Origin of the sequence: Pseudoscardovia radai, assembly GCF_002259605.1 — a bacterium.
Taxonomy (GTDB): domain Bacteria; phylum Actinomycetota; class Actinomycetes; order Actinomycetales; family Bifidobacteriaceae; genus Pseudoscardovia; species Pseudoscardovia radai.
The window spans coordinates 1-26,826 of the sequence record NZ_MWWR01000002.1 but is presented as its reverse complement, the minus strand read 5'-3'; the positions used below and the strand labels follow the sequence as shown (position 1 = coordinate 26,826).

The 26,826-nt window shown below is 65.8% G+C and carries 21 protein-coding genes and 2 pseudogenes; 2 read left to right on the top strand and 21 right to left on the bottom strand.

Annotated elements, in window-relative coordinates; genetic code table 11:
- Nucleotides 1-434 precede the first annotated feature (434 nt).
- Nucleotides 435-2,561, bottom strand: a complete 2,127-nt coding sequence (gene der / locus PSRA_RS00225) for a bifunctional cytidylate kinase/GTPase Der (protein WP_094659863.1) — start codon at nt 2,559-2,561, stop codon at nt 435-437.
- Nucleotides 2,558-3,331: a pseudouridine synthase gene (locus PSRA_RS00220; RefSeq protein ID WP_094659862.1), complete on the bottom strand. Its 774-nt coding sequence runs from the start codon at nt 3,329-3,331 to the stop codon at nt 2,558-2,560. Before PSRA_RS00220 ends, der begins: the two co-directional genes overlap by 4 nt.
- Before the next feature lie 315 nt (nt 3,332-3,646).
- Between PSRA_RS00220 and PSRA_RS00215 the strand changes: the two genes are divergently transcribed.
- Together PSRA_RS00215 and PSRA_RS00210 are read left to right on the top strand one after the other, a co-directional pair.
- Nucleotides 3,647-4,780, top strand: a complete 1,134-nt coding sequence (locus PSRA_RS00215; RefSeq protein WP_158216267.1) for an MIP/aquaporin family protein — start codon at nt 3,647-3,649, stop codon at nt 4,778-4,780.
- Nucleotides 4,781-5,030: 250 nt separating this feature from the next.
- Nucleotides 5,031-5,432, top strand: coding sequence for a hypothetical protein (locus PSRA_RS00210; RefSeq protein WP_143516276.1), 402 nt, complete (start codon nt 5,031-5,033; stop codon nt 5,430-5,432).
- A 120-nt stretch (nt 5,433-5,552) separates the two neighbouring features.
- Here PSRA_RS00210 and PSRA_RS00205 read toward each other — a convergent pair whose 3' ends face one another.
- From PSRA_RS00205 to PSRA_RS09275, 19 genes and pseudogenes are all read right to left on the bottom strand, one after another.
- Nucleotides 5,553-5,942: a DUF3017 domain-containing protein gene (locus PSRA_RS00205; RefSeq protein ID WP_245834805.1), complete on the bottom strand. Its 390-nt coding sequence runs from the start codon at nt 5,940-5,942 to the stop codon at nt 5,553-5,555.
- Between the two features lie 95 nt (nt 5,943-6,037).
- Nucleotides 6,038-7,672, bottom strand: coding sequence for a bifunctional phosphoribosylaminoimidazolecarboxamide formyltransferase/IMP cyclohydrolase (purH, locus tag PSRA_RS00200; protein WP_094659859.1), 1,635 nt, complete (start codon nt 7,670-7,672; stop codon nt 6,038-6,040).
- 117 nt (nt 7,673-7,789) lie between these two features.
- A complete protein-coding gene (locus PSRA_RS00195) occupies nt 7,790-9,670 on the bottom strand; it encodes a cell division protein PerM (RefSeq protein WP_094659858.1) in 1,881 nt (626 codons plus the stop codon).
- Entirely contained in the window at nt 9,667-10,590 is a 924-nt protein-coding gene (gene sucD / locus PSRA_RS00190; RefSeq protein ID WP_094659857.1) for a succinate--CoA ligase subunit alpha, read from the bottom strand. The genes PSRA_RS00195 and sucD overlap by 4 nt, the downstream gene beginning before the upstream one ends.
- The gene (gene sucC, locus PSRA_RS00185) at nt 10,587-11,834 is read right to left on the bottom strand and encodes an ADP-forming succinate--CoA ligase subunit beta (RefSeq protein WP_094659856.1); all 1,248 of its coding nucleotides are present in this window, start codon (nt 11,832-11,834) and stop codon (nt 10,587-10,589) included. Before sucC ends, sucD begins: the two co-directional genes overlap by 4 nt.
- Before the next feature lie 158 nt (nt 11,835-11,992).
- Complete coding sequence (locus PSRA_RS00180; RefSeq protein WP_094659855.1) at nt 11,993-12,571, bottom strand: adenine phosphoribosyltransferase; 579 nt, start codon at nt 12,569-12,571, stop codon at nt 11,993-11,995.
- A gap of 288 nt (nt 12,572-12,859) precedes the next feature.
- Nucleotides 12,860-13,291 carry a preprotein translocase subunit YajC gene (locus tag PSRA_RS00175; protein ID WP_094659854.1) on the bottom strand — a complete coding sequence of 144 codons (432 nt, stop codon included), beginning with the start codon at nt 13,289-13,291 and terminating at the stop codon, nt 12,860-12,862.
- Nucleotides 13,292-13,547: 256 nt separating this feature from the next.
- Entirely contained in the window at nt 13,548-14,603 is a 1,056-nt protein-coding gene (gene ruvB, locus PSRA_RS00170; RefSeq protein ID WP_094659853.1) for a Holliday junction branch migration DNA helicase RuvB, read from the bottom strand.
- 1 nt (nt 14,604) lies between these two features.
- Entirely contained in the window at nt 14,605-15,237 is a 633-nt protein-coding gene (ruvA, locus tag PSRA_RS00165) for a Holliday junction branch migration protein RuvA (RefSeq protein WP_094659852.1), read from the bottom strand.
- Between the two features lie 223 nt (nt 15,238-15,460).
- On the bottom strand, nt 15,461-16,045 hold the full coding sequence (gene ruvC / locus PSRA_RS00160; protein ID WP_094659851.1) for a crossover junction endodeoxyribonuclease RuvC: 585 nt from the start codon (nt 16,043-16,045) through the stop codon (nt 15,461-15,463).
- A gap of 13 nt (nt 16,046-16,058) precedes the next feature.
- Nucleotides 16,059-16,817, bottom strand: a complete 759-nt coding sequence (locus tag PSRA_RS00155; RefSeq protein WP_094659850.1) for a YebC/PmpR family DNA-binding transcriptional regulator — start codon at nt 16,815-16,817, stop codon at nt 16,059-16,061.
- A 93-nt stretch (nt 16,818-16,910) separates the two neighbouring features.
- Nucleotides 16,911-18,209, bottom strand: a complete 1,299-nt coding sequence (locus PSRA_RS00150) for a glycosyltransferase family 4 protein (protein ID WP_420820527.1) — start codon at nt 18,207-18,209, stop codon at nt 16,911-16,913.
- 129 nt (nt 18,210-18,338) lie between these two features.
- On the bottom strand, nt 18,339-19,337 hold the full coding sequence (locus PSRA_RS00145) for a phosphatidylinositol mannoside acyltransferase (protein WP_094659849.1): 999 nt from the start codon (nt 19,335-19,337) through the stop codon (nt 18,339-18,341).
- Nucleotides 19,338-19,468: 131 nt separating this feature from the next.
- Nucleotides 19,469-20,110 carry a phosphatidylinositol phosphate synthase gene (pgsA, locus tag PSRA_RS00140; protein WP_094659848.1) on the bottom strand — a complete coding sequence of 214 codons (642 nt, stop codon included), beginning with the start codon at nt 20,108-20,110 and terminating at the stop codon, nt 19,469-19,471.
- 4 nt (nt 20,111-20,114) lie between these two features.
- A complete protein-coding gene (locus PSRA_RS00135) occupies nt 20,115-20,762 on the bottom strand; it encodes an HIT family protein (RefSeq protein WP_094659847.1) in 648 nt (215 codons plus the stop codon).
- A 10-nt stretch (nt 20,763-20,772) separates the two neighbouring features.
- Nucleotides 20,773-22,821 (bottom strand): threonine--tRNA ligase, encoded by a 2,049-nt coding sequence (thrS, locus tag PSRA_RS00130; RefSeq protein WP_094659846.1) that lies wholly within the window; start codon nt 22,819-22,821, stop codon nt 20,773-20,775.
- Nucleotides 22,822-23,005: 184 nt separating this feature from the next.
- Complete coding sequence (locus tag PSRA_RS00125) at nt 23,006-25,468, bottom strand: PASTA domain-containing protein (RefSeq protein WP_245834804.1); 2,463 nt, start codon at nt 25,466-25,468, stop codon at nt 23,006-23,008.
- Nucleotides 25,469-25,588: 120 nt separating this feature from the next.
- Nucleotides 25,589-25,654: pseudogene (locus tag PSRA_RS09745) on the bottom strand (zinc ribbon domain-containing protein); the annotation flags it as partial.
- 180 nt (nt 25,655-25,834) lie between these two features.
- Nucleotides 25,835-26,826, bottom strand: a pseudogene (locus tag PSRA_RS09275) (hypothetical protein); the annotation flags it as partial.

Sequence of the window (26,826 nt, the reverse complement as noted above, 5' to 3'; positions counted from 1 at the left end):
GCCTAGGGCGAGCTGCCGTTCGCCTTCCTCCATCGAGGGCGCAGAATCGTGCACCTTCGACCGCGGTTATGGCTCCGCGGCGATCAGAATCAGAGGGTAAGCGCCACCCAGGGTGCACAACAGTGCACCCTCGATGGCAGATAGGGCCGGTATCGGAGGCATTCCGGGGTGCAACCGGCACCGAGGGCGCAGAATCGTGCACCCTCGACCGCAGTCATGACCCCGCAGCGGTCAGAATCAGGGGTAACCGCCACTCAAAGCGCACAGCAGTGCACCCTCGTCGTGCACCCTCGACACGAATCATGACCAAAAGGCGCCGACGCCGGCATCGCCGCCGCAACAAAAACAATGTGATGGCTTGCGGACATTCCGCCCCGATTTTCCTATGAAAACAGGGGAATTGTGTCCGCAACCCATCACATTGTTACGAGCGCTCAGCGCTCGCGCTTCTTCTTCTCGCGCACCTTCACCGAGATCTGGATCGGCGAGCCCTCGAAGCCGAACTCCTCGCGCAGGGATCGCTCGATGAAACGGCGGTAGCCGTGATCGAGGAACCCGGTGGCGAAGATCACGAAGCGCGGCGGTCGCGTGCCGGCCTGCGTGGCGAAGAGGATCCTGGGCTGCTTGCCACCGCGCAGCGGATGCGGGTGCGCGGACTGCAGCTGGCCGAGGAAGGAGTTGAGCTTGCCGGTGGAGATGCGCTTGTCCCACGAGGCCAGAGCGGTCTCCATCGCCTCGGGCAGGCGGTTGGTGTGCCAGCCGGTCTTGGCCGACAGGTTCACGCGCTGCGCCCAGCGCACGCGGGTGAATTCGGTCTCCCACAGGCGTTCGAGGCGCTTGCGCGAGAATTCGTCCTGCAGGTCCCATTTGTTGAACACGAGCACGATGGCGCGCCCGGCGTCCACGGCCTGGCTCATCACCTTGAGGTCCTGGTCCGAGATGGGCTGCGAGACGTCGAACAGCACAAGCGCCAGTTCGGCGCGTTCGATGGCGGCCTGCGTGCGCAGGCTCGAGTAGTACTCGGCGCCCGACAGCTTGTGCAGGCGGCGCTTGATGCCGGCCGTGTCGATGAACAGCCAGTCCTGCCCGCCCAGGCGCACCACCTCGTCCACGGGGTCGCGCGTGGTGCCGGCGTAGTCGTCCACCACCGAGCGCTCCTCGTGCGCGAGCTGGTTGAGCAGGCTCGACTTACCCACGTTCGGGCGGCCGATGAGCGCCACGCGCCTGAGCGATGACGGAGCGAGCAGACCGGACGTCTTCTCCGCGGACCTGAGCTTGTCCAGCGCCACGTCAAGAAGGTCGCCCACTCCCCTGCCGTGCATGGCGGAGATGCCCATGGGCTCGCCAAGGCCGAGCTTCCAGAACTCGGCCGTGATGTACTCCTGCTCGGCTGTATCGATCTTGTTGACGGCGACGGTGACGGGCTTGCCGGAAGATCGCAACATCGACACGATGCGCGAGTCGGACGCGGTCAGGCCCACGGTGCCGTCGACCACGAGGATCACGGCGTCGGCCAAGTGCACGGCGATCTCGGCCTGCGACGCGATGGCGGAGTCGATGCCCTCGACGTCCGCCTCCCAGCCGCCGGTGTCGACGAGTTTGAAATCGGTGCCGGCCCATTCGGCGTCGTAGCTCACGCGGTCGCGCGTGACGCCTGGGGTGTCCTCCACCACGGCGGCGCGGCGGCCGAGGATGCGGTTGACAAGCGTGGACTTGCCCACGTTCGGGCGGCCCACGACGGCCAGCACACCGACCGGCTTGGGGCCGTCGTCATACGCGGCCTCGCCTTCGCCGGCCTCCTCGATGAGCTCCTCGTCGTCCTCCTCGAGGTCGTATTCGTCGAGGTTCGACGCGTAGTCGGAGAACAGCTGCTTGTCGATGGCCGTGTCGACGAGGTTGATGAGGATGTCGAGCGTCTGCTGGAAGTCGATGTCGGAGTTGTCGACGGTCACCACGCCGTCGGCGGCCTCGAGGAAGCTCGTGACCTTCGAATCGGCCTTGTCGCGTTTGGCCACATCGTCCGCGCCGGCGGCCGCCTGGCTGTTGCGGCGCGCCTGGCGCACCTCGGGGCGCGCCGTCATGAGCACGCGCACCTCGGCGTCGGGGGCCACGACGGTGGTGATGTCGCGCCCTTCCGCCACGATTCCCGAACCATGCGAGAACGATTCGGGGTCGGCCTCGCCATCGATGTACGCGCGCTGTGCCGCGATGAGCAGGTGGCGCACGGCGGGGATGCCGGAGACGACGGAGACATGCGACGACACCTCGGCCGAGCGGATGTCCGCGGAGATGTCGAGGCCGTCGCAGCTGACGGTGGGGTTCTGCGGGTCGAGGCCCATCTCGAGGTGGCCGTCCACGAACAGCGCACCGACGGCCGTCACGATGGCGTCCTCGTCGGGCGTGGCGGCGTCGAGGTCGATGCCTTCGTGCAGGCACCACCAGGCGGCGGCGCGGTACATGGCGCCGGTGTCGAGGTAGGCGTAGCCGAAATGCTTGGCCAAGGCCTTGGACGTACTGGACTTGCCGACGCCCGCGGGCCCGTCGATGGCGACGCGGATCACAGTCCGACCTCCTTCTCGAGCGACTTGACTTCGGTTTCGGACAGCACGCGGTAGGAGCCGGGCTTGATCTCACCGAGCTTGATGGGGCCGATCTGCACCCTTGTCAGGCGCTTGACCGGGTAGCCGACGGCATCGAACACACGGCGCACGATGCGGTTCCTGCCCGAATGGATGACGACCTTGACCACGGAGCGGTCGCGGTTCTGGTCCATGATGGCGCAATGGTCGAAGGAGATCCAGCCATCGTCGAGAAGCACGCCCTGGCGCACGAGACGCCGGCAGACGTTGCCGCCGATATGGCCCTCGAGCGTGGCGATGTAGGTCTTGGCGACCTCGTACTTGGGGTGCATGACGTGCTGGGCGAGCTCGCCGTCGTTCGTCATGAGGATGAGGCCCTCGGAATCGTAGTCGAGGCGTCCCATGTGGAAGATGCGCGGATATCCGTCGCCGATGATGTCGGCGAGAGTGTAGCGGCCCTTCGGGTCGCTCATCGTCGACAGCACGCGGCGCGGCTTGTTCAGCGCGAGGGTGACGTATTTGTCCTGGATGTGGACGCGGGAACCGTCCACGCGGATGTCCTGGTGCGCCGGATCGACGCGCGTGCCGAGTTCGGTGACGAGCTCGCCGTCGACCTCGACCTGTCCGGACGTGATCATCTCCTCGCATTTGCGGCGGGAGCCATACCCGGCCTGTGCGAGGACTTTCTGAAGGCGAATGCCTTCGGTGGAATCGGAATGGGCCTTCTTGGCATGGCTGTATGGATGTGGCATCGTTCTCCCAACGTGGCCTGCGGGTCCCCTGCCGAATACGAATCGTATGGTAATCAGTGCCTTTCGTCAGTGCCTTCGCACTGAGGGCGATCTGTCGGCGATGGGGAATCCCGGAATTATATATGAACGCAACGATTATACCGGAATCCGCGCCGAACGCCACCCGCGCGTCGTGTCGCGCGCTTTCCGCCCGCCACCGTCGCTTCCCCGTCGCCGCCGCACTCTTACGTGGAGCACCTCAGCAGGATGCCGGAACACGCTGGTATCATGAGCGGTGGTCAGAAACGGAAGAAGAGACCAACAAAAGGACAATACATGGCTGCAACAACACAAGCTACCTCCTGCCGCGCCCTCGAGGACGAGGCGACACTGTCGAAATCGCACGTCGCGCGCGCCGCGACGGAGCTCATCGGATCGTTCATCCTGTTCCTCGGCATCTATGCCATCTGCTCGGTGGGCACCTTCTTTAACTCCACCATGATCGGTGCCAACATCCTTACCTTCGGTGCGGCGATCGGTCTGCTGTACGCCGCTCTCACCTACGTCTTCGGCAAGGTGTCGGGCGCGCATCTGAACCCGGCGGTCTCCCTCGCCTCCGCCCTGCTGGGCCGCATCGGCATCGGCGATTTCTTCGTCTACGTCATCATGCAGTGCGCCGGCGCCATCGGCGCGGCGGAGCTGCTGACGCACCTCCTGCCGGTCTCCGACGCCTCCTCCAGCTACCAGATCACGCTGTTCCAGTGGATCCACAACGCCATCAACGGCGCGGACGCCGCCTCGCCGGCCACGTATTCGCTCAACCAGATCGGAGCGGCGGGTCTCAACTTCGGTATCAAGATCGGCGCCCTCGTCGAGGTGGCCATGACCATCGTCGTCGTGGCGGTGGCGCTGCGCGCGCAGAACGACAATGGCGTGCCGCGCAGGAGCGCCTGGCTCGCCACCGGCATCGCCTACGCCGCGGGCACTGCCGTGGCCTTCCCCTTCACCGGCGCCGCCCTCAACCCGGCGCGTGCCACGGGCATGGCCGTCGCAGGCCAAAGCGCCGTGCAGGCCTATAACGACACCCTGCCCACCACCGCCAGCTCCACGTCGTCGAGCGCCTCGCAGGTCACCATCCCGCTGCCGCTGACGCAGCTGTGGGTGTTCTGGGTGGCTCCGCTGCTCGCCGCCGCCGTGGTGGCGCTTGTCATGCTCGTGGCCAGGATGCTGCGCGCCGATGACGAGTCCCAGAAGGCGGCCACCGCGAAGGTCTCCACGAAGGCCGCCGCGCAGGCCCCGCTCAATTCCTCCACGATCGCCGCGTCCGACGACGCCACCGACGGCGCCGCGCATGCGGAGACCCTCTCCGAGGCCGGCGTGAGCTACAGCGTCGACGACGAGACCGACGACGATGATTCCGCGGATTCCGCTGATTCCAAAATCGATGATGCGAAGGATTCCGCGAAGTAAATCAGTTGCGGATGCATCCGATAGCGGATGATGCACCAAGGCCCGGCGCCCGGAGGCGTCGGGCCTTTTGCATGCCTGACAGCCGGCATGCCAGCGAGAACATGCCCCGTGACCTGTCTGCCGTCGTAGGCCCCACTCCCCCATACCGCTCCTCCATGTCGCCTCATCCCGCCCCGTTCGCCGAAATGCACGGATGCGACTAGAGTTGGGCGGGAGTGAATCGGCCGATGTCGACTGAATGGGAGGAACAATGGCTTTGGAGAAGAACCGTGCGCTTGGCTCGCGCGAGAAGCGCACGATGCGCTGGGCGGTGCTCGTCATCGTCGCGATCGCGGCGGTGCTGCTGGTGCTGACGGCGACGGACCTGCTGATGCGCACGACGGGGTTCATCGTGATCTACTCGGTGATCATCGTGCTGTGCATCGCGCTGCTGGCCACGGTGCTGCGCGATGACGCCGCGGCGCAGACATCCGAGCCCGGCTCCGCGCCGCGCAGCGAGGACCAGGTCATCGCCGACGCCATGCTGTCCCTCAAGGTCAAGCAGGATGAAGCGGTGCGGCACGAGGACGGACAGGACGAATCCGGAACGGACGCGCAGCCGAGCGAGAAGGCCGCGATGGATGACACCGCGCCTGCCACGGACGCACAGTGATCTGAAACGCACGATGATCTGAACCGACGATAACGAGGGGCTCTGGCCGATTCGGTCAGAGCCCCTCGTGTTTTCAGCGTGTGGTCCGCGTCGCCGCCACCCTTGACATTCCGCGCGCCGTCAGTACATCGTCATGATGCTGTAATACACGATGGCGATGCCAAGCCCCAGGCATAGGCCAATCGCGACGTCAAAGGCGCGCGACCGTACCTTCCAGGGGCTGTCGTCGCCGAAGAACAGGCGCACAAGCGCCGAAAGCCAGGACGTCAGCACAAGGATGCCGACACCCACCGTGATATGCCGTGTCAGCGCGGCGATGACGGCGAGCACGATACAGCCGGCGATGATCCATTCGAACCACGGCTGTCCTTCCGAGGCCTCGGACACGGCGACGTGCTCGACGTGGAATCCTTCGCGCACCTCATCGCCATCGGCGGCCCCGTCAGTCCCGGTGGTTCCAGTGGTTCCAGCGGCCCCGTTCTCGGTCTGCGCCGCATCATCGTATGCCATGGTCCTCCTGACATCGCTCGTTCGACGTGCCGAAACGCACGGTCGAAACGCATAAAGGGGCGGCGGGAAACCCCGCCGCCCCTGCGGAATGGAACTCAGTGGAAGAAGTGACGCGTGCCGGTCAGGTACATCGTCACGCCGGCCTTCTTCGCGGCCTCGATAACTTCTTCGTCGCGGATGGAGCCGCCGGGTTGCACCACGGCGGTCACGCCCGCGTCGGCCAGGATCTGGAAGCCGTCTGCGAACGGGAAGAACGCGTCGGATGCGGCGACGGAGCCCTTCGTACGGTTCGCGCCGTCGGCGAGCGTGTTGGCGCGCTCCACGGCGAGCTTGGCGGAGTCGACGCGGTTGACCTGCCCCATGCCGACGCCCACCGTCGCCTCGTCGTGTGCGATGAGGATGGCGTTGGACTTGACGGAGCGGATGGCCTTCCACGCGAATTCGAGGTCCTTGAGCGTGGCGGCATCGGCGGCCTCGCCGGAGACGAGCTGCCAGTTGGCCGGGTCGTCGCCCGGCGCGTCGATGCGGTCGGTGGTCTGCACGAGCAGGCCGCCGTCGATCTGGCGGATGGACTGGTCGAGCACCGGCTTGGTCGGCACGCGCAGGATGCGCAGGTTCTTCTTGGTCTTGAGCAACTCGAGGGCCTCGGGCTCGTAGTCCGGCGCCACGATGACCTCGGTGAAGATATGCTTGACGGCCTGCGCCATCTCCAGGGAGACGGTCGCGTTGGCGGCGATAACGCCACCGTAGGCGCTCATCGGATCGCAGGCATGGGCCTTGCGGTGCGCCTCGGCCACGGTGTCGCCGATGGCCAGGCCGCACGGGTTGGAGTGCTTAACGACGGCGACGGCGATGCGCGGCGCGAAGTCCCAGCAGGAGCGCCACGCGGAGTCAGCGTCCACGTAGTTGTTGTAGCTCATCGGCTTGCCGTGCAGGAGCTCGGCATGCGCGAAGTCGCCCGACGACAGCGGGTCGAGGTACAGTGCGGCCTCCTGGTGCGAGTTCTCGCCGTAGCGCAGCACCGTGGACTTGTCCCACGTGCGCGTGTAGGTCTGCGGGAAGAGCTCGGCATCCTTCTCGGCGGCGGCGGATTCCTCGGTCTGGAGGTCCTTGAGAGTGTCGGGCTTCGGCCAGGCCGTCCTGGCCCATTCGATGATGGTGGCGTCGTAGGAGGCGGTGTGGGCGAAGGCCTTGGCGGCGAGGTAACGGCGTTCGGCGAGGGTGAAGCCTTCGCCGTTTTCCACGCGCTCGGCGGCGAGGGCGTAGTCGTTCTTATCGGTGATGACGGCGACGGTGGCGGAGTTCTTCGCCGCGCCACGCACCATGGAGGGGCCGCCGATGTCGATCTTCTCGATGGTGTCGGCCTCGTTGGCGCCGGAACGCACGGTGTCGGCGAACGGGTACAGGTTCACCACCACCATGTCGAAGGGCTCGATGCCGAGCTCCTTGAGCTGGGCCACATGCTCCGGGTTCGTCATGTCGGCGAGGATGCCGGCGTGAACATGCGGGTCGAGCGTCTTGACGCGGCCATCGAGGCTTTCGGGGAATCCGGTGACCTTCTCCACGGGGGTGACGTCCACGCCGAGCTCCTGGAGCTTCTTCGCCGTGGAACCGGTGGACACGACGGCCGTGCCCGCCTTCTTGAAGGCCTCGGCGAGGACCTCGATGCCATCCTTGTGATAGACGGAAACCAGCGCGCGCTTGATCGGACGGCTTGTGGAATCGGTCATTCCTTGTTCTCCTTACTTTTTCTCGCCTCGCGGGAAGGCGCGGCGTGGCAGTGAGTGCCATTTCATTGTAAAAGGACGTGCGTAAAAACCACGCGGGGTGGGCGCTTCGGGCGGCGCTCAGCCCTGGGACGGGGTGCCGGCTCCGTCATTCCGATGCGCTCCGTCGGTTTCGCCAGCCTCGGGCAGGTGGAGCGAGGACTCGGAGGGGAAATCGGCGGAATCGAGCGCCTCGCGCACGGAACGGGGCTCCGCGAGGGTGTGCGATGCGCCGGAAGCCGAGACGCCGCGTCCCATACTGCGCACGGTGCGCCCTGCGCGGCGCATCGCATCGTCGTAGCCTTCGGTAAAGCCGCCGGCCACATCGGACGCAGCGGCGTCATCGTCGGAACGAGGCGCGCCGCCCTCCTCGGAGCCGAGGGCCGCGTCCGCGCCATAGGAGGCCCCGCTCCTGTCGGCGCCATCGTGCATGCCGCGCGCCGAGCGCGCGACACGCCGGCTATCCGAGGCGTGTCGTTCGGCATCGCGCTCCGCGCTGCGCGACGTGCGCACGGTGCGGGCTATCGCGTCGAGATCGGTGTCCGTCTCCAAGCGCTGCGCGGCCTCTCGGCGGGCGCGCAGCACGGTGACGAGCTCGATGATGCAGCTGACGATAACCATGAGCAGGAAGGCGCAGAAGAATCCGATGGCGGCGGGGCGCGCCAGGGCACGCGTGGACTCCGCCACGTCGGTGACACCCAGCTGTGCCAGACGCTCCGTTCCCAGCGAGCCGCAGGACAACGAGAAGGCGATGAAGCAGCCGACCACGATCCAGATGCACGACAGGCACATCGTGACGAAAGACAGAAGGATGTCGACGATGGAGCGGGGCGATGCCAGGCGCGGGCGCTTCTTCAGACGGCGGTGGAAGATGTCGATGCGCTTCTTCGACAGCATGAACGCCACGGCGATGAGGAAGGCCGCGACGGCGGGGATCGATTCCAGTGCCAGCGTCGCCGTGGCATTGGGGACCGGCTGCGGCAGGATGCCGAAGATGGGGATGGCGGGAAGCTCTCGCGCGTCGCCCTGCCACATGGTGAAGGTGGCGAAGGAACCGATACGGAAGCCCGCCCCGGCGCTCCATGACAGCGCCCACAGGCACATGTCGGGCATCCACAGAAGAGAGAGTACGAACGCGGCCCAGAACGAGGCGTTGCCCATGCCTATGAACGACGCCACGGTGCGCATGGCGTCGAAACCCACCACAAGCCACACCACGAAGGTGACGATGCCGACCGTGGCCATGACGAGGGCGAAGACGCGCACAATGCGGAACGAGAGATCCACGGTGCGCGCCAGCGGCGCGGACACACGTGTCTTGATGGCCCCGATGGCGGCGCGGTACGCCCGCGCTCCGTGCGCCAGTACAAGCACGACGAGCGCAACCACGAGGAACTTGCCCAGCGCCACGGGCCACGCGTCGGAGGCGGTGAGCGGACTGCGCCCGTACACGAACATGTCGAGCGCCACCCAGACGGCCGCGAAGCCGACGAGCGGAGCCGCCCCGTCCTTGAGACGACGGGCGAACGCATAGCCGGAGACCAGGTAGATGATGGTGGCCAGAAGCGGGATAACCGACACGTCGAGGAACTGGTAGCGCACGCCCACGCCCTGCGCCGTGAGCACCGTCGCGGCGCTGACGGGCATGATGGCGGCGGTCAGGGACGTGGTGTTCTCCATCGAGAACATGAACATGCAGGTGGCCACGACGAGCCACAGCAGGAACGTGGGCAGGAACCAGCCGAAAAGGCCCCACAGGGCCCCGCGCAGGAAGCGTGAGACCGCGGAGGGGCGCGTGCCGTCGGCGTCTGGAAGCGTCACGTCGTCCAAGGATGTCGTGACGCCGGTTGATGTGGCCGGTCCGGCGGATGTCGCGGCGCCTATGGATGACGACGCGACGCCGTCCCTGTCCTCGGTGTCGGTGGTGTCGGAGCCATGCCCGGCGGAGGGTCGTTTCGTCATATGATTCCGCGGGTCGTCAGGATCTCACGCATGATCTGGGCGGTCTGGCCGGGCGTGCGGCCGACGGGGATGCCGGCTGCCTCGAGCGCGACCTTCTTGTCGGCCGCGCTGCCCTTGCCTCCGGACACGATGGCGCCGGCGTGTCCCATCTGCTTGCCTTCGGGGGCGGTGAAGCCCGCGATGTAGGCCACAAGCGGCTTCGTCATATGGGTTTTGGCCCAGTCCGCCACCTGCTGCTCGGCGTCGCCGCCGATCTCGCCGATCATGACGACGGCCTTGGTGTTCGCATCCTGAGCATACGCCTGCACGGCCTCAAGAAGCGTGGTGCCGACGATCGGGTCGCCGCCAGCACCGAGCGCCGCAGTGAAGCCGATATCGGAGAGCTCGCCCATGAGCTGGTAGGTCAGCGTGCCGGATTTCGACACGAGGCCCAGCGGGCCGCGCTTGACGATGCCGTCCGGGATGATGCCGAGGTTCGTGCCGGTGGCGCCGTCTGTCTCGCCGAACGTGGCGAGACCGGGGCAGTTCGGGCCTACGATGCGCACGCCCTTGCGGCGCGCAAGCGACACACAGTACGCGGTGTCGGCCACCGGGATGCCCTCGGTGATGACCACAATCAGCGGGATGCCGGCCTCGATGGCCTCGATCATGGCATCCTTGGCGAAGCGCGGCGGCACGAAGACGACGGATGCCTCCGCACCCGTGGCCTCGCGGGCCTCGGCGCAATTGGCGTACACGGGAAGCGAGCGCACGACGCCCGTGGCGTCGGGAAGCTCCACCACCTGCCCGGCCTTGCGTGCGTTGACGCCGCCGAGGATATTCGTTCCGGCCTTGAGCATGCGCGCGGTATGCGTCATGCCCTGGTGGCCGGTCATGCCCTGCACGATGACGGGCGCGCCGTCCCTGACGAAAAGACTCATCGGTTCTCCCCTTCCTTGCTTGCGTCGGCCTGTGCGACGCCGCGCTTAGCGGCGTCCTGCCTCTCGGCGTCGGCGGCGATGCGCGCGGCCTCTGCCGCGGCCTTCTCCATCGTCGATTCGACGATGATGTTGCCCCGTCCGGAAGACCTGAGCGTCTCGAGGCCCTCGGCCGCGGCATTGCCGTCGAAGCGCACGATGATCGGCACCGTGGTGCCAAGCGTGTCGAGCGCCTCGAGGATACCTTCGGCCACCAGCTGGCAGGAGGTGATGCCGCCGTAGACGTTCACGAACACGTCGCGCACGGCCGGGTCGGCCAGCACGATGGAGAGACATTCGGCCATGACCTCGGCCGAGGCGCCGCCGCCGATGTCCAGGAAGTTCGCGGGCTTGATGTCGGTGCCCTGGTCCTCGGCCGCGCCGGCCACCGCGTCGAGGGAGCTCATGACGAGTCCCGCGCCGTTGCCGATGACGCCGACCTGGCCGTTCAGGTGCACGTAGTGCAGGCCGTGGGCCTGGGCGCGCTTCTCGAGCGGATCGACGCCCGTGTCGTCGGCGAAGCGCTTCCAGCCGTCATGGCGGTACGCCGCGTTGCCGTCGAGAGACACCTTGGAGTCGAGGGCGCACAGGCTCTTGCTGGACTCATCGTCGGGCGAGCCGATCTTGGCGAGCGGGTTGATCTCGACAAGCGTGGCGTCGTTCTCCTTGAACACCTCCCACATGCGCAGCAGGATCTGGGCGGCTTGCTCGTTGTCGGCGTGGTAGAAGCCGATCTTCTCGGCCATCACGCGTGCATCGTCGATCGTGAAATCCGCGTACGGGTCGATATGCAGGCGGCGCACGTTCTCAGGATGCTGGCGTGCGATCTCCTCGACCTCGGTGCCGCCCGCGGCGGTGGCGAGGACGTCGTAGTCGCGCGAGGTGCGGTCCACGGAAATCGACACATAGTACTCATGCAGGATGTTGGCCGCGGCGCACACCAGCACGCCGTGCACCTTGTGGCCGCGCACGCTCATCGGCAGGATGCGCTGGGCGAGCTCGTAGGCCTCGTCGGCGTCCCTTGCGATTTTTACGGCGCCGGCCTGGCCACGGTGGCCGATCTTCGCCTGTCCCTTGATCACGCACGGATAGCCGATCTCGTCCGCAGCCTTGCGGGCGTCCTCGGCCGTCTCGGCGTAGATGCCCTCGGGAACCGGAATGCCCTTCTCCTCGAAGAGCTGCCGTCCCTGGTACTCGTACAAATCCATTTCAACCCCTTTGCGGTTGTCTGTTGCGGCGTATCGTCGGGCGCGGGGCATGCCGCACCTCGGTTCGGGGAACGCCGTCTACCAGAGTAATGCCTGAGTGCCGCTTATGCACGCAATGCGCCCGGTCGTCGCCTTGGTCGGTGATGCGCCGCGCCATATCAGGCGGGCATCGACACCAGCGACGAGATAGGGGCGTCGCCCAGCTGGTCGCAGCCGTCGAGCCCGTCGAGGCGCATGATGAAGCTGTAGCCGCATACGGTGGCGCCCACGGATTCAATCAGCGTTTTCGCGGCGTGCGCGGTGCCGCCGGTGGCGATGAGGTCGTCCACGATGAGCACGCGCGCGCCGGGGCGGATGATGCCCTCCTCGATCTCGAGCGAGGCCGTGCCGTATTCAAGCGAGTAGTCGGCGTGCTCGACAGGCGGCGGGAGCTTGCCGGCCTTGCGCACGGCCACGAAGCCCTTGCCCAGGCGGGCGGCGAGCGGAACGCCGATGAGGAAGCCGCGCGCTTCGAGGCCGGCGATGGCGTCGATCTGGTCGGCCGGCACGGGAAGCGCCCTGTTGAGCGCCTCGAGGAGGATGCCCAGGCCCTTGGCGTCGGCAAGCAGCGGCATGTAGTCGCGGAACTTGATGCCCGCCTTGGGGAATCCGGGGATCGTGCGGAACAGCGACAGCAGGTAGTCGGTGTTCTCCTTGCCCATCACCGTGAGTTTCTCGGGGACGATATCGCTTGCCATGTTTCCTCTCTTTCGGTTCCGTCTCGGCAAGGGCGGACTGCGGCGTATGACACTGACACTGTACGCCGCGCCCGCCACAGCCGCGCCGCGGCGTTCGCAATAGCACGGCGGTTGCAATGGTGTACGGCCTTCGCGATGACGCACGTTCGCGCTGCAGCGTCCGGATGGCGGCGGAATGCAAAACCCGCACCCCATGGCGTGGCGGTGCGGGTATGGCGGCGTATATAGGGCGCCGCGAGACGGCATACGATGCCGCGGGCGTCGTGCCGCGGCTGCGGTCTTCCGGACTCAGGCCTTCGCCTGCGCGTCCTCAGTGTCGGAATCGTCGGCGGCGTTCTCCTGCGCGGCGTCGGACGGCGCGCCCTCGATGGAGGCCGGAGCGGAGGTGTCGTCGGCGGAATCGTCGGACTCTTCGGAATCCTCATCCTCGTCGGGCACGTAGGCGGGGCGCACCGGCGGCTGGATGACGGCGGCGAGACGCCAGCGGCTCAGGGAGTCCTCGGATTTGATGATGATCTCGTCATAGTCCGGAAGCACCTCCACGACCTCGCCGAGCAGGCCGGACTGGGTGGCGACCTTGTCGCCGGGCTTGAGCTGCTTGCGCCAATCCTCGCGCTCCTTGTACTGGGCCGTCTGCTTCTTGGACGCACGGCCCATGAAAACGACCATGAGGACAAGAAGGACGATCATGAAGATGTAGGTCACGGCGTTGTTATCCATGGAACCTCCTTGGGGTGATTTGCTTGGGAGTGTTGTTATTTCGAGTTGTGTTGTTGGGGGATGTTGCTTCTGGGCGATATCTTCCACGGCGAGGCGAACCCGCCCGGAAAGCAGGCTCGCCTCATGCACCGCACCACATGGTAGCGGATGGAACCGGGAATTCCGTCACGAGGCGCCGTACCGTGCGATTTCTTCACGGCACCGGGGCCGTCGGCTTCATGTGTCCCGCGCAGCCCCATCCGGGACGGGCCCGCCGTCAGAACAAGGCGTTGCCCTCGGCCGGCGGCACGAGGCCCAGATGCTCCCAGGCCTTGCGCGTGGCGACGCGACCGCGCGGCGTGCGCACGAGGAAGCCCTCGCGCACCAGATACGGTTCGCACACGGTCTCGACGGTCTCCGCCTCCTCGCCCACCATGGCGGCGAGGTTGCTCAGGCCCACGGGGCCGCCGTTGAACTGGCGGCACACGGCATTGAGCACGGCGATGTCGAGCCTGTCGAGGCCCTCGGTGTCGATCTGGTACAGTTCGAGCGCCGAGCGCACGGCATCGATGTCGATGACGTCGAGGTCGTGCACCACGCCCCAGTCGCGCACGCGGCGCAGCAGGCGGTTGGCGATACGCGGCGTGCCGCGGGAGCGCAGGGCGAGCTGTTCGGTGGCCTCGTCGGTGATCGTCACGTCGAGTACGCGCGCCGAACGGTGGATGAGCTTCTGCAACTCCTCGGCCGGGTAGAAGTCGAGATGAGCGGTGAAGCCGAAGCGGGCGCGCAGCGGCGAAGGCAGCATGCCCTCGCGCGTCGTGGCGCCGATCACCGTGAAGCGTGGCAGCGTCAGCGGGATCGACGATGCGCCCGGCCCCTTGCCCACCATGACGTCGACGCGGAAATCCTCCATGGCGATGTACATCATCTCCTCCGCGGCGCGGGGAAGACGATGGATCTCGTCGATGAAAAGCACCTCCCCTTCGTCAAGGGAGCTGAGGATGGACGCGAGGTCACCGGCGTGCTGGATGGCGGGGCCCGAGGTGATGCGCACGGGCACGCCAAGCTCATTGGCCACGATCATGGCAAGCGTCGTCTTGCCCAGTCCCGGAGGGCCGGCCAGAAGGATATGGTCCGGCGGCACGCCGCGTTTCTGCGCGGCCGTGAGGAACAGACGCATCTGTTCCTTGAGACGCGGCTGGCCGATGAAATCGTCCAGCGATGCAGGTCGCAGCTCCTCGTCCGACAGGGACTCGTTCTGCTGCGTCTGGGCGGAGACCATGCGCAGGGAGTCTTCGCTGGCGTGGTCGTTGATGCGGATATCGTCGGCCATGCTATCCCCTCCTGTCGGTGGAACGGAAGGCGAGTGTCAGGACCGCGGATTCGGTGTCGCGGTCCGCCGGCAGCGGTGTGCTCAGGCCCAGGGTCTCGATTGCCTTCTCGATGGCGGCGCGGGCCTGGGATGCGTCCTTGCCCATGCCGACCATGGCGTCGACGAGCTGGGCGACCACCGGGTCGGCGTTCTGCTCGGCGGCGGATGCGGAGGTCGCGGAGGCGTCGTCCTCGTCGAGAACGAGTTTGTTGGCCAGTTCGAGGATGATCTTCTGCGCGCCCTTCTTGCCCAGGCCCTGCGCCTTGGTCAGGGCCGTGGTGTCATGGTCGCGCACGATGCGCGCGAAATCGGTCGGGGTGAACGCCGACAGCACGCCGAGCGCCACCTTGGGCCCGATGCCGCTGACCTTGAGAAGCTGGTGGAACAGGTCGAGGGAGGATCGGGACAGGAAGCCGTACAGGCTGATGGCATCCTGCGATACGGTCATGGACGTGAGCACATGCGCCTCCTGCCCCGCGTGGATCTTCGCGAGGTCGCTCGAGGGCATGCGCACGAGGAATCCGATGCCGTGTACGTCGATGATGGTGGAGTCGGCATCGACCGACTCCACGGTTCCCGTCAGACTCGCTATCATGTCTCCTCCGTTCTTCGATGGTTTTGTGCCTCGATGATGATTGCTCCTCGATGGTTTTATGCCTTGAAGGTGCGTCGTGCATGGACGACGGTGCCGTCACACCATCACACCGTCGCAGAGCGCCGAGGCGCCTATCGCCACCCAGCATACCACACTCGAACGCGCGTTCGACAGTGCGTGTCGTGGCGTCTCACACAAGCAGCACCTCGGCAGCACATCGATGCTACATATCGCGCTTCTGCGGCCCGCGCCCGTGTTTGCTGGCCTGCACGGCCTGGGCCCACTGGCGTTGAGCCGGGGTCAGGTGCTCCTCGCGTTCGCCGCCCTGGATGGCTCCAGCCGGGCGCAGGGCGTGGCAGATGGCCTGGCCGAGAGCATCTGCCGCGTCCGCCGGTTTCGGCGGCTCATTGAGGTTGAGGATGCGCATAACCATGTACTCCACCTGCTTTTTCGGCGCGGTGCCGCTGCCGGTGATGGCGAGCTTGACCTCCGACGGCGTGTGCAGCGCCGTCGGGATGCCGCGCTGTGCGGCGGCGAGCATGGCGAGCCCGGCCACCTGGGCGGTGCCGAGCACCGTACTGCGGTTCTCCTGCGCGAAGACGCGCTCGATGGAGACGACGTCGGGCACGAAGCGCTCGATTTTCTCCACAAGGCCGTTGTAGATCTTCAGGAGGCGCAGGTCCTGAGGCGTGTCGGGGCTTGAGCGGATCACATCCACATGAACGAAAGAAAGCCGGCGCGATGCGCCGGCTTCGATGACGCCGACCCCGCACCGTGTCAGGCCGGGGTCGACTCCAAGAATCAACACGCGGGGACTCCGCTCACTCGGCGTCCTCGAGCTGCTTCATGACCTCGTCGGAGGCCGTCCAGTTCGAGTAGATGTTCTGCACATCGTCGAGGTCGTCGAGCGCGTCGATGAGGTTGCTCACCTTCTGCGCGGCCTCGAGGTCGAGCTCCACCTCGTTCTGCGGCACGAGCTCCACTTCGGCGGAATCGTAGTCGATGCCCGCGTCCTGCACGGCCTTGCGCACCGTCACCAGGTCGGACGGGGCGGTGGTCACCGTGTAGGTGTCGCCGTCGTCGGAGACATCCTCCGCGCCGGCGTCCGCGGCGATCTCGAAGAGCTTGTCGTAGTCCACGCCCTCGGACGGCACCACGATCTGGCCCTTGCGGTCGAAGTTGAAGCTCACGGAGCCGTTGGCGGCCAGGGAGCCGCCCTTCTTCGTGAGGGTGGAGCGCACGTCGGCGGCCGCACGGTTGCGGTTGTCGGTCAGGCACTGGATGATGAGGCCCACGCCGCCGGGAGCGTAGCCCTCGTACACGATCTCCTCGTAGTCGGCGCCGCCGGCTTCCTCACCGGAGCCGCGCTTGACGGCGCGCGTGATGTTGTCGGCCGGGACGGAGCTCTTCTTGGCCTTGACGATGGCATCGTACAGGGTCGGGTTTCCGTTGGGGTCGCCGCCGCCGGTGCGAGCAGCGATCTCGATGTTCTTGATGAGCTTGGCAAACAGCTTGCCGCGCTTGGCGTCGATGGCCGCCTTCTTGTTCTTCGTAGTGGCCCACTTGGAATGTCCGGACATATTGCTCCTGACTAGAACGGACGAATACATACAAACGGTGCGATTATAGGTAATTCAAGCGACAAACGCCACATCCGGCGCCCGCCAGCCGGCCTACTCCAGCCGAGAGCTGAATCGGCCGCGCCTGCGCCGCTTCGGCTTGTCGGAGCCCTCCGCGTCGTCGCCCCGGCCCTTCAGGGCGTCGGCGTACACGCGCAGCAGCTCCACGTCGACGCGGTCCCACTCGTATTTGCGGGCGCATCGTTTGCCCGCCTCGCGCAGGTCGTCGAGCACCGGCTCGTTCGCCAGCAGCCCGATGACGTTCTGCGCCAGCGACTTGCTCTGCCCCGCCAGGAACAGATTCGCGCCCTTGCCGTTCTCCGACACGGCGCGGAACGCCTCAAGGTCGCTCGCCACCACGGGACAGCCGGCCGCCATGGCCTCCACAAGCACGATGCCGAAGCTCTCGCCGCCCGTCTGCGGCGCGATATACAGCGTCAGCGACTTGTAGAAACGCGCCTTGTCCTCGTCGGAGATGCGCCCGAGGAACTCCACATGCTTGACGAGGTCGGGGCTGATGTCGTCGAGAATCTTTCGCGCGGCGTCCTCTCCGTCGCCCGCGCACAGGAAGCGCGCGTGCGGGTAGAACTTGAGGATATGGCGCATGGCCTCGGCGAACACGCGGAAGCCCTTGCGCTCCTCCCCCATGCGGCCCAGGAAGCCGATGGTCGGCGCCGACGTGGTGCCCTTCCACTCGGGGTTGGGCTGCGCCGATTCGAACAGCTTGGTCTGCACGCCGTTGGGGATGATATGCACCGGCACGGCCGGGTCGATGTAATGCTCCATGACCTCATACGACGACTTCGACACGCAGATGGCCTGGTCGATCATGCCCGTGCGGTTGTGCAGGTAATTGCTGAAGAACTCCAGGGACTTCGGGTAATGGTCGAACGACGTGTGGAACGTCGCCACGTAGGGCGGGTGCTCGAAGCCCGGGCGCAGCGCGGTATGCGGAAGGCTCGGCACCTCCGGCTCGTGAAGATGCACGATGTCGAACTGGCCCTGGCGGATCCAGCGGCGTGTGCGCAGGCCCACCGTGCCGAAGAAGCTCAGGCGCGCCACCGAACCGTTATAACGGATCGAGAAGCTCGTGCCCGTCGTCTGCACCCACAGCGGCATGTCCTTGGTGCGTCGCCCCGGCGCCAGCACCTGCACGTAATGGCCGCGCTCCATGAGTTCCTCGGCGAAATCGAGGATGTGGAACTGCACGCCGCCGGGGTATTCCATGGAATAGGGGCACACGATGCCTATGCGAAGCTTGCGCCCGTCCAACGGGTCGATGCGCATCAGCTCCTCGCTCGACAGCGAGTCGAGGTCGGGGTACTGCGCGTCAGCATTGTCCAGCAGGGTCATGCGTCGATTCTCCTTTAATCCTTCCCGCTCCCCGCCGCCGTTCCTGCGGAAACCGCTACGGCCCGGACCGGGCGCGCGCCCCGGGTGCGGTGAGCCGGACGGCGGGGCGCGCATGCACGCGTATGGATATTACGCCCCGACCGGGGCATTGTCGAACAGACGCCGGATGTCATCGGGCACGGCGCCCAGCCTCGAGCGGTCCATGTCTTCGAGGAACACGGGCTGGAGCATATGCCAGTCCTCGGGATGCTCCTCGACCAGCGGCGCCCACTGGTCCACCCACGCCTGGCTGATGGCACGCAGCGCCTCCTCGCGCTCCATGCCCTCGAAATCGGCCGGGTCCACACGTCCGGAGATGTCGATCACATACCCCCAGCGCGTATGCGCCTTCCGGCGCCTCTCGCCGTGCAGGCGCTCGCGGTACACGTTCACCGTATACAGCGGCATCTTGAGGTCAAAGCACAGGGTGGCCGGCCCGCGCGCCACGCGAATCACCGAATCGAAGGCGTGCACGAACTCGCCGTGATGGCTCAGGTCCCTGTCCGCCAGAAGCGGCACCAGACGATGCTCCTGGCCGCGCAGAACGTCCTTGAGCTTGTCGGTCAGGCCCGGCGTATGCGTGGTGAGAATCGAGATGCCCGCGCGCTCGCGGATTTCGATGAAGGCGCGCAGCAGGTCCTCGTTGGACAGCTTTTCCGCCACGGTGGTGACAGGCATGAGGTGGTCGCGAGACCAGAAGCCCGCGTAGTCCCAGTTGCCTTGGTGCCCCAGGGCCGCGGGCACGGAGCCCTTCGCGGCGTCCTCGCGGATGGCATCGAGGAAGTGCCCCGTGCCGCGCACCCTCGCGGCAAGTGTGGCGTCGTCGCGCGCCTCGAGCGTCATGGCCTCGGAGAAATACGTGAAATACGAGCGCATGCCGCGCCTCGCCACGCGCCTGACCTCGCGCCTGGCGGGGCGGCGCCCATCGCGGGCCGCGAGCACATGCGCGATGTTGCGCTCGAGTTGCCTCTCCCCTCCTATGCCGAACAGCCACATGACGTTAGCCGCGAGAAGGAACAGCGCGCGCACAAGGCCTTCGGGAAGGGACGAGGCGTGTCGCGCGACGAAGACAAGGAGTTTGTCGACCATATGGGACCTTTGGACCTTTCTGCGGATGGGGCGGCATCGTGAGAAAACGCCTCCCGACGGCAAGGCCATCGGAAGGCGTGGGGAACGTGACGGGGCGGCCGCCTTCGTATGAGGCGCCGCCCCGCCGTCGGTCATGCGGGGATCCGGTTGCTGGGATCGGCCATGGCCAGCTTGTGGATGGTGTGCATGCGCTGCCAGACCGTCACGACGCCCAGCAGGGCGAGGACGGCCATGAAGCAGGCGAGCACCTGGATGGGCAAGCCGCATCCCGCGAGGAACATGCCCACGAGGATGATGACGAGGCGGTCCGAGCGCGTGGCGATGCCGTTCTTGGCCTCGTAGCCCACGGCCTCGCCGCGTGCCCTGGCGTAGGACGTGACGAACGACGTCATGATGCCCACGAGTGTGCAGTAGAACGTGATCTGCGGCCACAGGGTCATGAAATCGTCGCGTTGCGTCAGGTACACGATGATCGCGACGAGAACCGCCCAGTCGGCGACGCGGTCGAGCGTCGAGTCGAGGAACGCGCCGAACTTGGTGCCGCCGCCCTCGAGCTGCGCCACCGAGCCGTCGAGGGAGTCGAACATGACGAGCACCGCGATGACGATGGAGCCGACGAGCAGGTTGCCCGTCACACCGGTCACGATCGCGGCGAGCACCGTTCCCGCGGCGCCGATGATCGTCACGGCGTTGGCGGTGATGCCGAGGGCGTGCAGCCCCCGGGCGATGGGCGCGATGAGGTGCTTCCAGGGCTTTCGCAGTTTCTCAAACATGGGGTCAGTCCTCGTCTTCCTCGTGGTCTTGCGTCGGCGCGCCCTCAAGGGGCAGGCCATGGGACGGCGCGAGCTTCTCGAAAGCGGCGGCGTAGGCCTCGCGCTGCTCGTGAAGCAGAATCGGCATCGTGCGCGTCTGGGCGACGATCGGCATGAAGTTCGAATCGCCGTTCCAGCGGGGAACGATGTGCTGGTGCAGGTGGGTGGCGACGCCGGCGCCCGCGACCTCGCCCTGGTTGATGCCCAGGTTCCAGCCGTCGGGATGCGACACCGTCTTCATGACATCCATCGCCAGCGCACTCGCCTTCTCGAACTCGAACAGCTCGTCGTCGGTAAGATCGGTCAGGAAGCTCACATGGCGGTAGGGGCAGATCATGAGATGCCCGCAATTGTAGGGGTACAGGTTCATGATGGCGAAAACATGCGTGCCACGCCAGGCGATGAGCCCGTCCTCGTCGGATTTCCTCGGGCCCGCGCAGAACGGACATTCCGTGTTTTTCGGCTTCTTGGCGGCGCCGTCATCGGCGGACCCGCGCAGCACATACGACATGCGCTGCGGGGTCCACAGACGCTGGTAGCCGTCCTCACGGGGCGGGAACTGCTCGGGGTCGTCGACCCGCACGTCCCCGCCGCAATCGTGGTTCTGGCTCATGCTCGGCGGCTCACTCGTAGGCCGGGGCCTTGATGGCGGCCTCGAAATCATCGGCCGTGTTCACCTGCATATGCGAGGCGATGGCGGCCTTGATCTGCTCGACGGCCTCGTCCACCGGCACGCCGTTCTTCTGGCTGCCGTCGCGGAAGCGGAAGCTCACCGCGTTGTTCGCGGTGTCTTCCTCGCCGGCGATGAGGATGAACGGAGCCTTGGACTTGGAGGCATTGCGGATTTTCTTGCCGAAGCGATCATCGGAATCGTCGAGCTCGCAGCGCACGAAGTTGTACGTGAGCTTGTCGATAACGCCCTTGAGGTGCTCGGCCGCGTTATCGGTGACCGGCACGCCCAGCACCTGCACCGGGGCGAGCCATGCCGGGAAGGCGCCCGCATAGTTCTCGAGCAGGATGGCGAAGAAGCGCTCGATCGAGCCGAACAGCGCGCGGTGAATCATGACGGGGCGCTGGCGCGAGCCGTCCGCCGCCACGTATTCGAGCTGGAAGCGCTCCGGCAGGTTGAAGTCGAGCTGGATGGTCGACACCTGCCACGTGCGGCCGATGGCGTCCCTGGCCTGCACGGAGATCTTCGGGCCGTAGAACGCGGCGCCGCCCGGATCGTCCACGAGCTCGAGGCCGGATTCCTTCGCCACGTCGGCAAGGGTCTGCGTGGCCTCCTCCCAGATCTCGTCGGAGCCCACGAACTTATGCTCGTCCTTGGTGGACAGCTCGAGGTAGAAGTCGTTCAGGCCGAAGTCCTTGAGCACGCTGAGCACGAAGTTCAGCACGTTGCGGATCTCGCCGCGCATCTGCTCGCGGGTGCAGTAGATATGGGAATCGTCCTGCGTCAGGCCGCGCACACGCGTCAGGCCGTGCACGACGCCGGACTTCTCGTAGCGGTACACGGTGCCGAACTCGAAGAGGCGCAGCGGCAGCTCGCGATAGGAGCGCTGGCGGGACGCGAAGATGAGGTTGTGCATCGGGCAGTTCATCGGCTTGAGGTAGTAGTCGAAGCCTTCCTTCGTCACATTGCCCTCGGCGTCGCGCTCCTCATCCACGCGCATCGGCGGGTACATGCCGTCCTTGTACCAGGACAGATGGCCGGACACCTCGTACAGGTGGCCCTTCGTGATATGCGGCGTCTGCACGAAGGAGTAGCCGCCGCGCAGATGGCGCTTGCGGGAGTATTCCTTCATGGCGTTGATGACGGCGGCGCCCTTGGGGTGGAACACCGCCAGGCCCGGGCCGATCTCATCCGGGAAGGAGAACAGGTCCATTTCCTGGCCGAGCTTGCGGTGGTCGCGCTTGGCGGCCTCCTCCATGCGGGTGGTGTAGGCCTTGAGGTCGTCCTTCGACGCCCAGGCCGTGCCGTAGATGCGCTGCAGCATGGGGTTCTTCTCGTCGCCGCGCCAGTAGGCGGAGGCGGAGCGCTGCAGCTTGAAGGCCTTGATGAAGCGCGTGTTCGGCACGTGCGGGCCGCGGCACAGGTCCTTCCAGACCACGTTGCCGTCACGGTCCACGTTGTCATAGAACGTCAGCTCGTTCTCGGCCACCTTCGTGGCGTCCTTGTCGTCAATCGTCTTCTCGGCGGCATCGATGAGCTCGAGCTTGTACGGCTGGTCGGCCTCCTCGGCGCGCGCCTCGGATTCGGTCACGATGCGGCGGCGGAAGCTCTGGCCGGACTTGATGATGCGCTGCATGCGCTTTTCGATCTCTTTGATATCGTCCGGCGTGAACGGATCCTTGACATCGAAATCGTAATAGAATCCATTCTCGATCACGGGGCCGACGCCGAACTTGACGTCGGGGCGCACTTCCTGCACGGCCTGGGCCATGACGTGGGTGGCGGAGTGGCGCATGATCGCCAGGCCGTCGTCGGAGCTCAGCGCGATGCCTTCGACAACGTCGCCGTCCTTGAGCGGGGTATACAGATCGCGCAGCTCGCCGTTGAGACGCACGGCGATGATGTCTTTGTTCTCGGAGAAGAGCTCGGTGCCCGTGACAGTGGATTCCACCTCCTTGCGTTCGCCATCGACAGTGATCGAGATCATGGAGGTCTGTTCCATTGGTGTGTGTCCTTTGCTATCGGGACCCGCGGTACAAGGTGCGGGCCGGGACTGAAGTTACGTAGACACAATAAGTACCTCGGGCCCCGAATGCAAATGGGGCGGGCGAATTCTGGCTGAACTCGCCCGCCCCGTGGGTTGCGTGGCGGTTGGTGCGTGGCACGGCTGGCCGTGCACGGGGGTCTCATTGCCTGAGGTACACATAGAAATAGTTGGGACCGGTCAGATCCTTGTTCAGATCCGAGACATCCGGCACCAACACGGTTTTCTCGAGAAGACCCGAATCATCCGTGATGTCGGATACCTGGTTGCACGTGAGATTGCCTTGCCCCGCCTCCATCTGGTTCCATTGGTCGGCGGTGCAGACGGGGGCTTCGGTCACCTTCCGCCCGGTCAGCCAGACCTGCCCCTTCTGCCCCTGCGAGATCGCGGATTTCACCGATGCATCCGACGGGCCGCTGAACGTCACATCGTACGTTTGGTCATCCACTTTCTGGATATCCGTGATAGTGCCCGTGTAATTCGCTCCCGGGTCGCATGGCTGGCTGTAGACGGTGAAGCTTTCGGAATACGACCCGTCGGAATTGAGGGTCAGCGTTGTGGTTCCGCAATCCGCGCCGCCAACGCCACTGGGGATTTCACTTGTGAAGGTGAAGTACGGGAACTGGTAGTTGTATGTACCCGCGATGGCCTCGAATGCGGTCTGGCGTTCGGCGGCTGCCTGGTCGGCTTGTTGCTGGTCGGAGCTCTTGGAGTCCGGGACGCTGGGGTCGCCGATCTGGTCGTCGGGGATCTGCGGGAAGGAGGCGAGGTTGTTCGGGTCCGTCGGGTTTTCGACGAGGTAGTAGGCGCTCTGGGCGGAGGGTGCGGGCTTGACGGCGTAGCGGGCATGGTTCCCCAGGAACGCGATGCTCGGATTCACGTTGGTCGTCATGTCCACCGACGCCAGGTCCGGGAATACGTCGTGCTTGTACTGTCGGCGCTGCTGGTCGGTGTACAGCGACGGGTCGCGCGCGATCAGATACGGCGTGTCGGAGTCCGGCTCGCCCTGCGAGGCGGCCTGGCTCATGGCGTCGGTGTCGAAATACCCCATGTCCTCCACGGCCTTGATGTCCGCGCCGACCGGCACGTACACGTACCACGCGTCATCCATCTGGTAACCCGGGTCATCGACCGTGTCGGCGTTCTGGCCGTCGGCCAACGAATGGTAGTCCTGGACTTGGCCGTTCACGCACACCTGCCAGCTGTCTCCGCCGGACATGGTCTCGCGCTTCCAGTACTTCCAGTCGCCGTCGGTCCCGCAATAGCCATAGGCGATCTGCCGCGAGGAGACCAGTTCGAAGGTGCCGGTGTCGCCGAACAGGAGCGGGCTGTCATCCCAAGACGCCGCTTTGTCCGTTCCGGCGCCGGTGGCCTTCAGGTCGCCCATGCACGTGCCTTGGGCAATGTAGCAGGGGTCGAGCCCGATGGGATAGCCGTAGTTGGAATCAGGATCGAGCTGGCTCGACGTCAAGAAGCAATAGTCGCTGTCAGGGCACGCCTGCGTGAGGGTGATGCAGCCGGATCCGTCCGTCTTGCAATACAGTCCCGCCGCCTTCATCGTATTCGCGTAAATGGCACGGGCAGGATCCGACGACGCGAGTGCCTTATCGCGGTCCGTCGCCACGGTCTGCGAGTCGACGCCGTAGTAGAGGGTGACGCTGGTCCCGGCTGCCGCGGCGGTGCCGAGGGCGGGGTCGCTGGCGACGACCTTGCCCACGTTCGCCTTGGTGCCGAACTTCGCCTTGCGGGTCACCGTGTACCCGCGGGACTCGAGGTCGGCCTCAACCGCGTCCGGGTCCTGGCCGTAGTAGTCGACGGGGATGCCGGTGTCGCTCTGCGTGGCGACCGCCACCGTGATGCCCTTGTCGGTGTCGGTGACGGGCTGCCCGTCGGCCGGGTACGTGGCGACGACGGTGCCCGGGGTCGCGGCGGACGGGTCCGTGGAACCTGCGTCCGTGCCGGTGGAACCGGAGTCCGTGCCGGCGGAGCTGAAGGACGAGCCGGGCACGCTGGTGACGACGGCCCTGTAGGTGACGGGCACGTTCATGCCGGCCAGCGTCTGCTTGCTGTCCGCGGCCTGGGTGCCGACGGTGCCGGAGGGCACGCCGGGGCCGAGGGACTCCACGATGTCGATGAGGCCGCCGTGCCTGAGCTGCTGGCCCTCGGACACGTTCGAGAACGCGAGGAACGCTCCCGCGCTCTTGCCGGAGTACTGCTGGCTGCGCGTGGTCTGGAAGCCCTCGGACCTGAGCTCCTGTTCCACCTGGTCGGCGGTCAGGGAGTCGACGGTCGCGCCCTGTTTGCCGGCCAGCTGGTCGAGAGACGGCACGGGAACGCTCTGCCACGGCAGCATGCCACGCATCCCCAGGAACGTTGCCGTGCCCGCCACAAGCACAAGAACAACCACGAGAATGGCCGCCACAATGCGCCGCGTTTTATGACCGCCTGCACCGACTGCCGAGGCGGCGGCCGTCGCGGCAGCGCCCATTGTAGTGCCGGACTCCGCCGGGTTCATCGGAGCCGTTGGCATGGTCTGTGCCGGCTGAGCCATCTGGGCAGGCTGGGTCATCTGGAACTGTGCCGCCGGAGCTTGTGATATTGGCATCTGTGACGCTGGCACCTGTGGCGCCGACGCAGCCTGGGCGCCGGCGACGGGCGTCGGCATGCCGGTCGGTGCAGCCGAGGGCGCACCAGGCACCATCGGCTGGGCTGCGGCAGCCACTGGCGTGCCGCAATTCGTGCAGAATTTCTGGCCCGGATCGACCGGCGCCCCACATGACGGACAGTTCATCTCTCCCCCGTTTCAGGCTCTCTTATGTCTGGCTCTCTCGCGCCGACGATGCGGCCATGTGCGGCAACAACCCCGACACTCCCACCATACGACGAAGACACGCTGGGAACATGTCTTTCGCATATCCGGCGTGCCTTCGCATCCGGCACACTGCACCGATTACCGCGTCAGCCCGTCGCATCACTCCATTTTGTACATGCAGTCTTCAAATGTATGCACGCTTTGCATAGTCGGTTCATCTTGCAGTTCGGTGAGGAAAGGAACGTCCCGCGGATTCGACGGATATCCTTCGTTCACCCAATCCTCCTTGCCCGGGTCGAGATAGATCGTCACTGTATAGGACGGCACCGCGTGCGCGAGATCACAGTCCTCGAACGCCGCCGGATGGGCAACGCCATCATCGCCGATGCATTTCCAATAGGACATCGGAGCTTCCAGAAGAACGGTGCCTTCCGCTCCCTGTGCATCCGTTCCGAGCTGCTGGCTTCCCCGCTGCTCCTCCATGGCATTACCCGTGCCGGATATCATGCCCGTCTCTGTAATCGTCACGCAACGATTCGGGAATTGTGGACTGTCATAGCTGCAATACGTGCCGGCGACGGGCGTGAAATCACCCTGTTGGATGGACGCCACGGCTTCTTCCGAGGTATATCGCTTCTGTGGGGTCGCAGTAGATTCCTGCGGTGACGGCGAATCGCCGGAGGCGGAGCTCGGCGATTCGGAAGGCTCCGGAGACGATTCGGAATCCGACGATGCCATACCGTCGATATTCGCTTCCGCAAAAACACCGAGCCGTTGTGGAGCAAGCGGATTCTCGACAAGATAGTAGGCGCTCTGGCCGGACGGGGCGGGCTTGACGGCGTAGCGGGCATGGTTCCCCAGGAACGCGATGCTCGGATTGACGCTGGTCGTCATGTCCACCGACGCCAGGTCCGGGAACACGTCGTGCTTGTACTGTCGGCGCTGCTGGTCGGTGTACAGGCCCGGGTCGCGCGCGATCAGATACGGCGTGCCGGAGTCCGGCTCGCCCTGCGAGGCGGCCTGGCTCATGGCGTCGGCGTCGAAATACCCCATGTCCTCCACGGCCTTGATGTCCGCGCCGACCGGCACGTACACATACCACGCGTCATCCATCTGGTAACCCGGGTCATCGAGTGAACTGTCAACACCAG

What these genes read in the sequence shown, in the direction of transcription:
- ruvB (WP_094659853.1), bottom strand. Translation starts at nt 14,603, where the DNA reads ATGGCCGACGATATCCGCATCAACGACCACGCCAGCGAAGACTCCCTG.
- PSRA_RS00215 (WP_158216267.1), top strand. Translation starts at nt 3,647, where the DNA reads ATGGCTGCAACAACACAAGCTACCTCCTGCCGCGCCCTCGAGGACGAG.
- PSRA_RS00195 (WP_094659858.1), bottom strand. Translation starts at nt 9,670, where the DNA reads ATGACGAAACGACCCTCCGCCGGGCATGGCTCCGACACCACCGACACC.
- PSRA_RS00150 (WP_420820527.1), bottom strand. Translation starts at nt 18,209, where the DNA reads ATGACCCTGCTGGACAATGCTGACGCGCAGTACCCCGACCTCGACTCG.
- PSRA_RS00175 (WP_094659854.1), bottom strand. Translation starts at nt 13,291, where the DNA reads ATGGATAACAACGCCGTGACCTACATCTTCATGATCGTCCTTCTTGTC.
- PSRA_RS00125 (WP_245834804.1), bottom strand. Translation starts at nt 25,468, where the DNA reads ATGCCAATATCACAAGCTCCGGCGGCACAGTTCCAGATGACCCAGCCT.
- PSRA_RS00145 (WP_094659849.1), bottom strand. Translation starts at nt 19,337, where the DNA reads ATGGTCGACAAACTCCTTGTCTTCGTCGCGCGACACGCCTCGTCCCTT.
- PSRA_RS00180 (WP_094659855.1), bottom strand. Translation starts at nt 12,571, where the DNA reads ATGGCAAGCGATATCGTCCCCGAGAAACTCACGGTGATGGGCAAGGAG.
- thrS (WP_094659846.1), bottom strand. Translation starts at nt 22,821, where the DNA reads ATGGAACAGACCTCCATGATCTCGATCACTGTCGATGGCGAACGCAAG.
- purH (WP_094659859.1), bottom strand. Translation starts at nt 7,672, where the DNA reads ATGACCGATTCCACAAGCCGTCCGATCAAGCGCGCGCTGGTTTCCGTC.
- ruvA (WP_094659852.1), bottom strand. Translation starts at nt 15,237, where the DNA reads ATGATAGCGAGTCTGACGGGAACCGTGGAGTCGGTCGATGCCGACTCC.
- PSRA_RS00155 (WP_094659850.1), bottom strand. Translation starts at nt 16,817, where the DNA reads ATGTCCGGACATTCCAAGTGGGCCACTACGAAGAACAAGAAGGCGGCC.
- sucD (WP_094659857.1), bottom strand. Translation starts at nt 10,590, where the DNA reads ATGAGTCTTTTCGTCAGGGACGGCGCGCCCGTCATCGTGCAGGGCATG.
- sucC (WP_094659856.1), bottom strand. Translation starts at nt 11,834, where the DNA reads ATGGATTTGTACGAGTACCAGGGACGGCAGCTCTTCGAGGAGAAGGGC.
- pgsA (WP_094659848.1), bottom strand. Translation starts at nt 20,110, where the DNA reads ATGTTTGAGAAACTGCGAAAGCCCTGGAAGCACCTCATCGCGCCCATC.
- PSRA_RS00205 (WP_245834805.1), bottom strand. Translation starts at nt 5,942, where the DNA reads ATGGCATACGATGATGCGGCGCAGACCGAGAACGGGGCCGCTGGAACC.
- PSRA_RS00135 (WP_094659847.1), bottom strand. Translation starts at nt 20,762, where the DNA reads ATGAGCCAGAACCACGATTGCGGCGGGGACGTGCGGGTCGACGACCCC.
- PSRA_RS00210 (WP_143516276.1), top strand. Translation starts at nt 5,031, where the DNA reads ATGGCTTTGGAGAAGAACCGTGCGCTTGGCTCGCGCGAGAAGCGCACG.
- PSRA_RS00220 (WP_094659862.1), bottom strand. Translation starts at nt 3,331, where the DNA reads ATGCCACATCCATACAGCCATGCCAAGAAGGCCCATTCCGATTCCACC.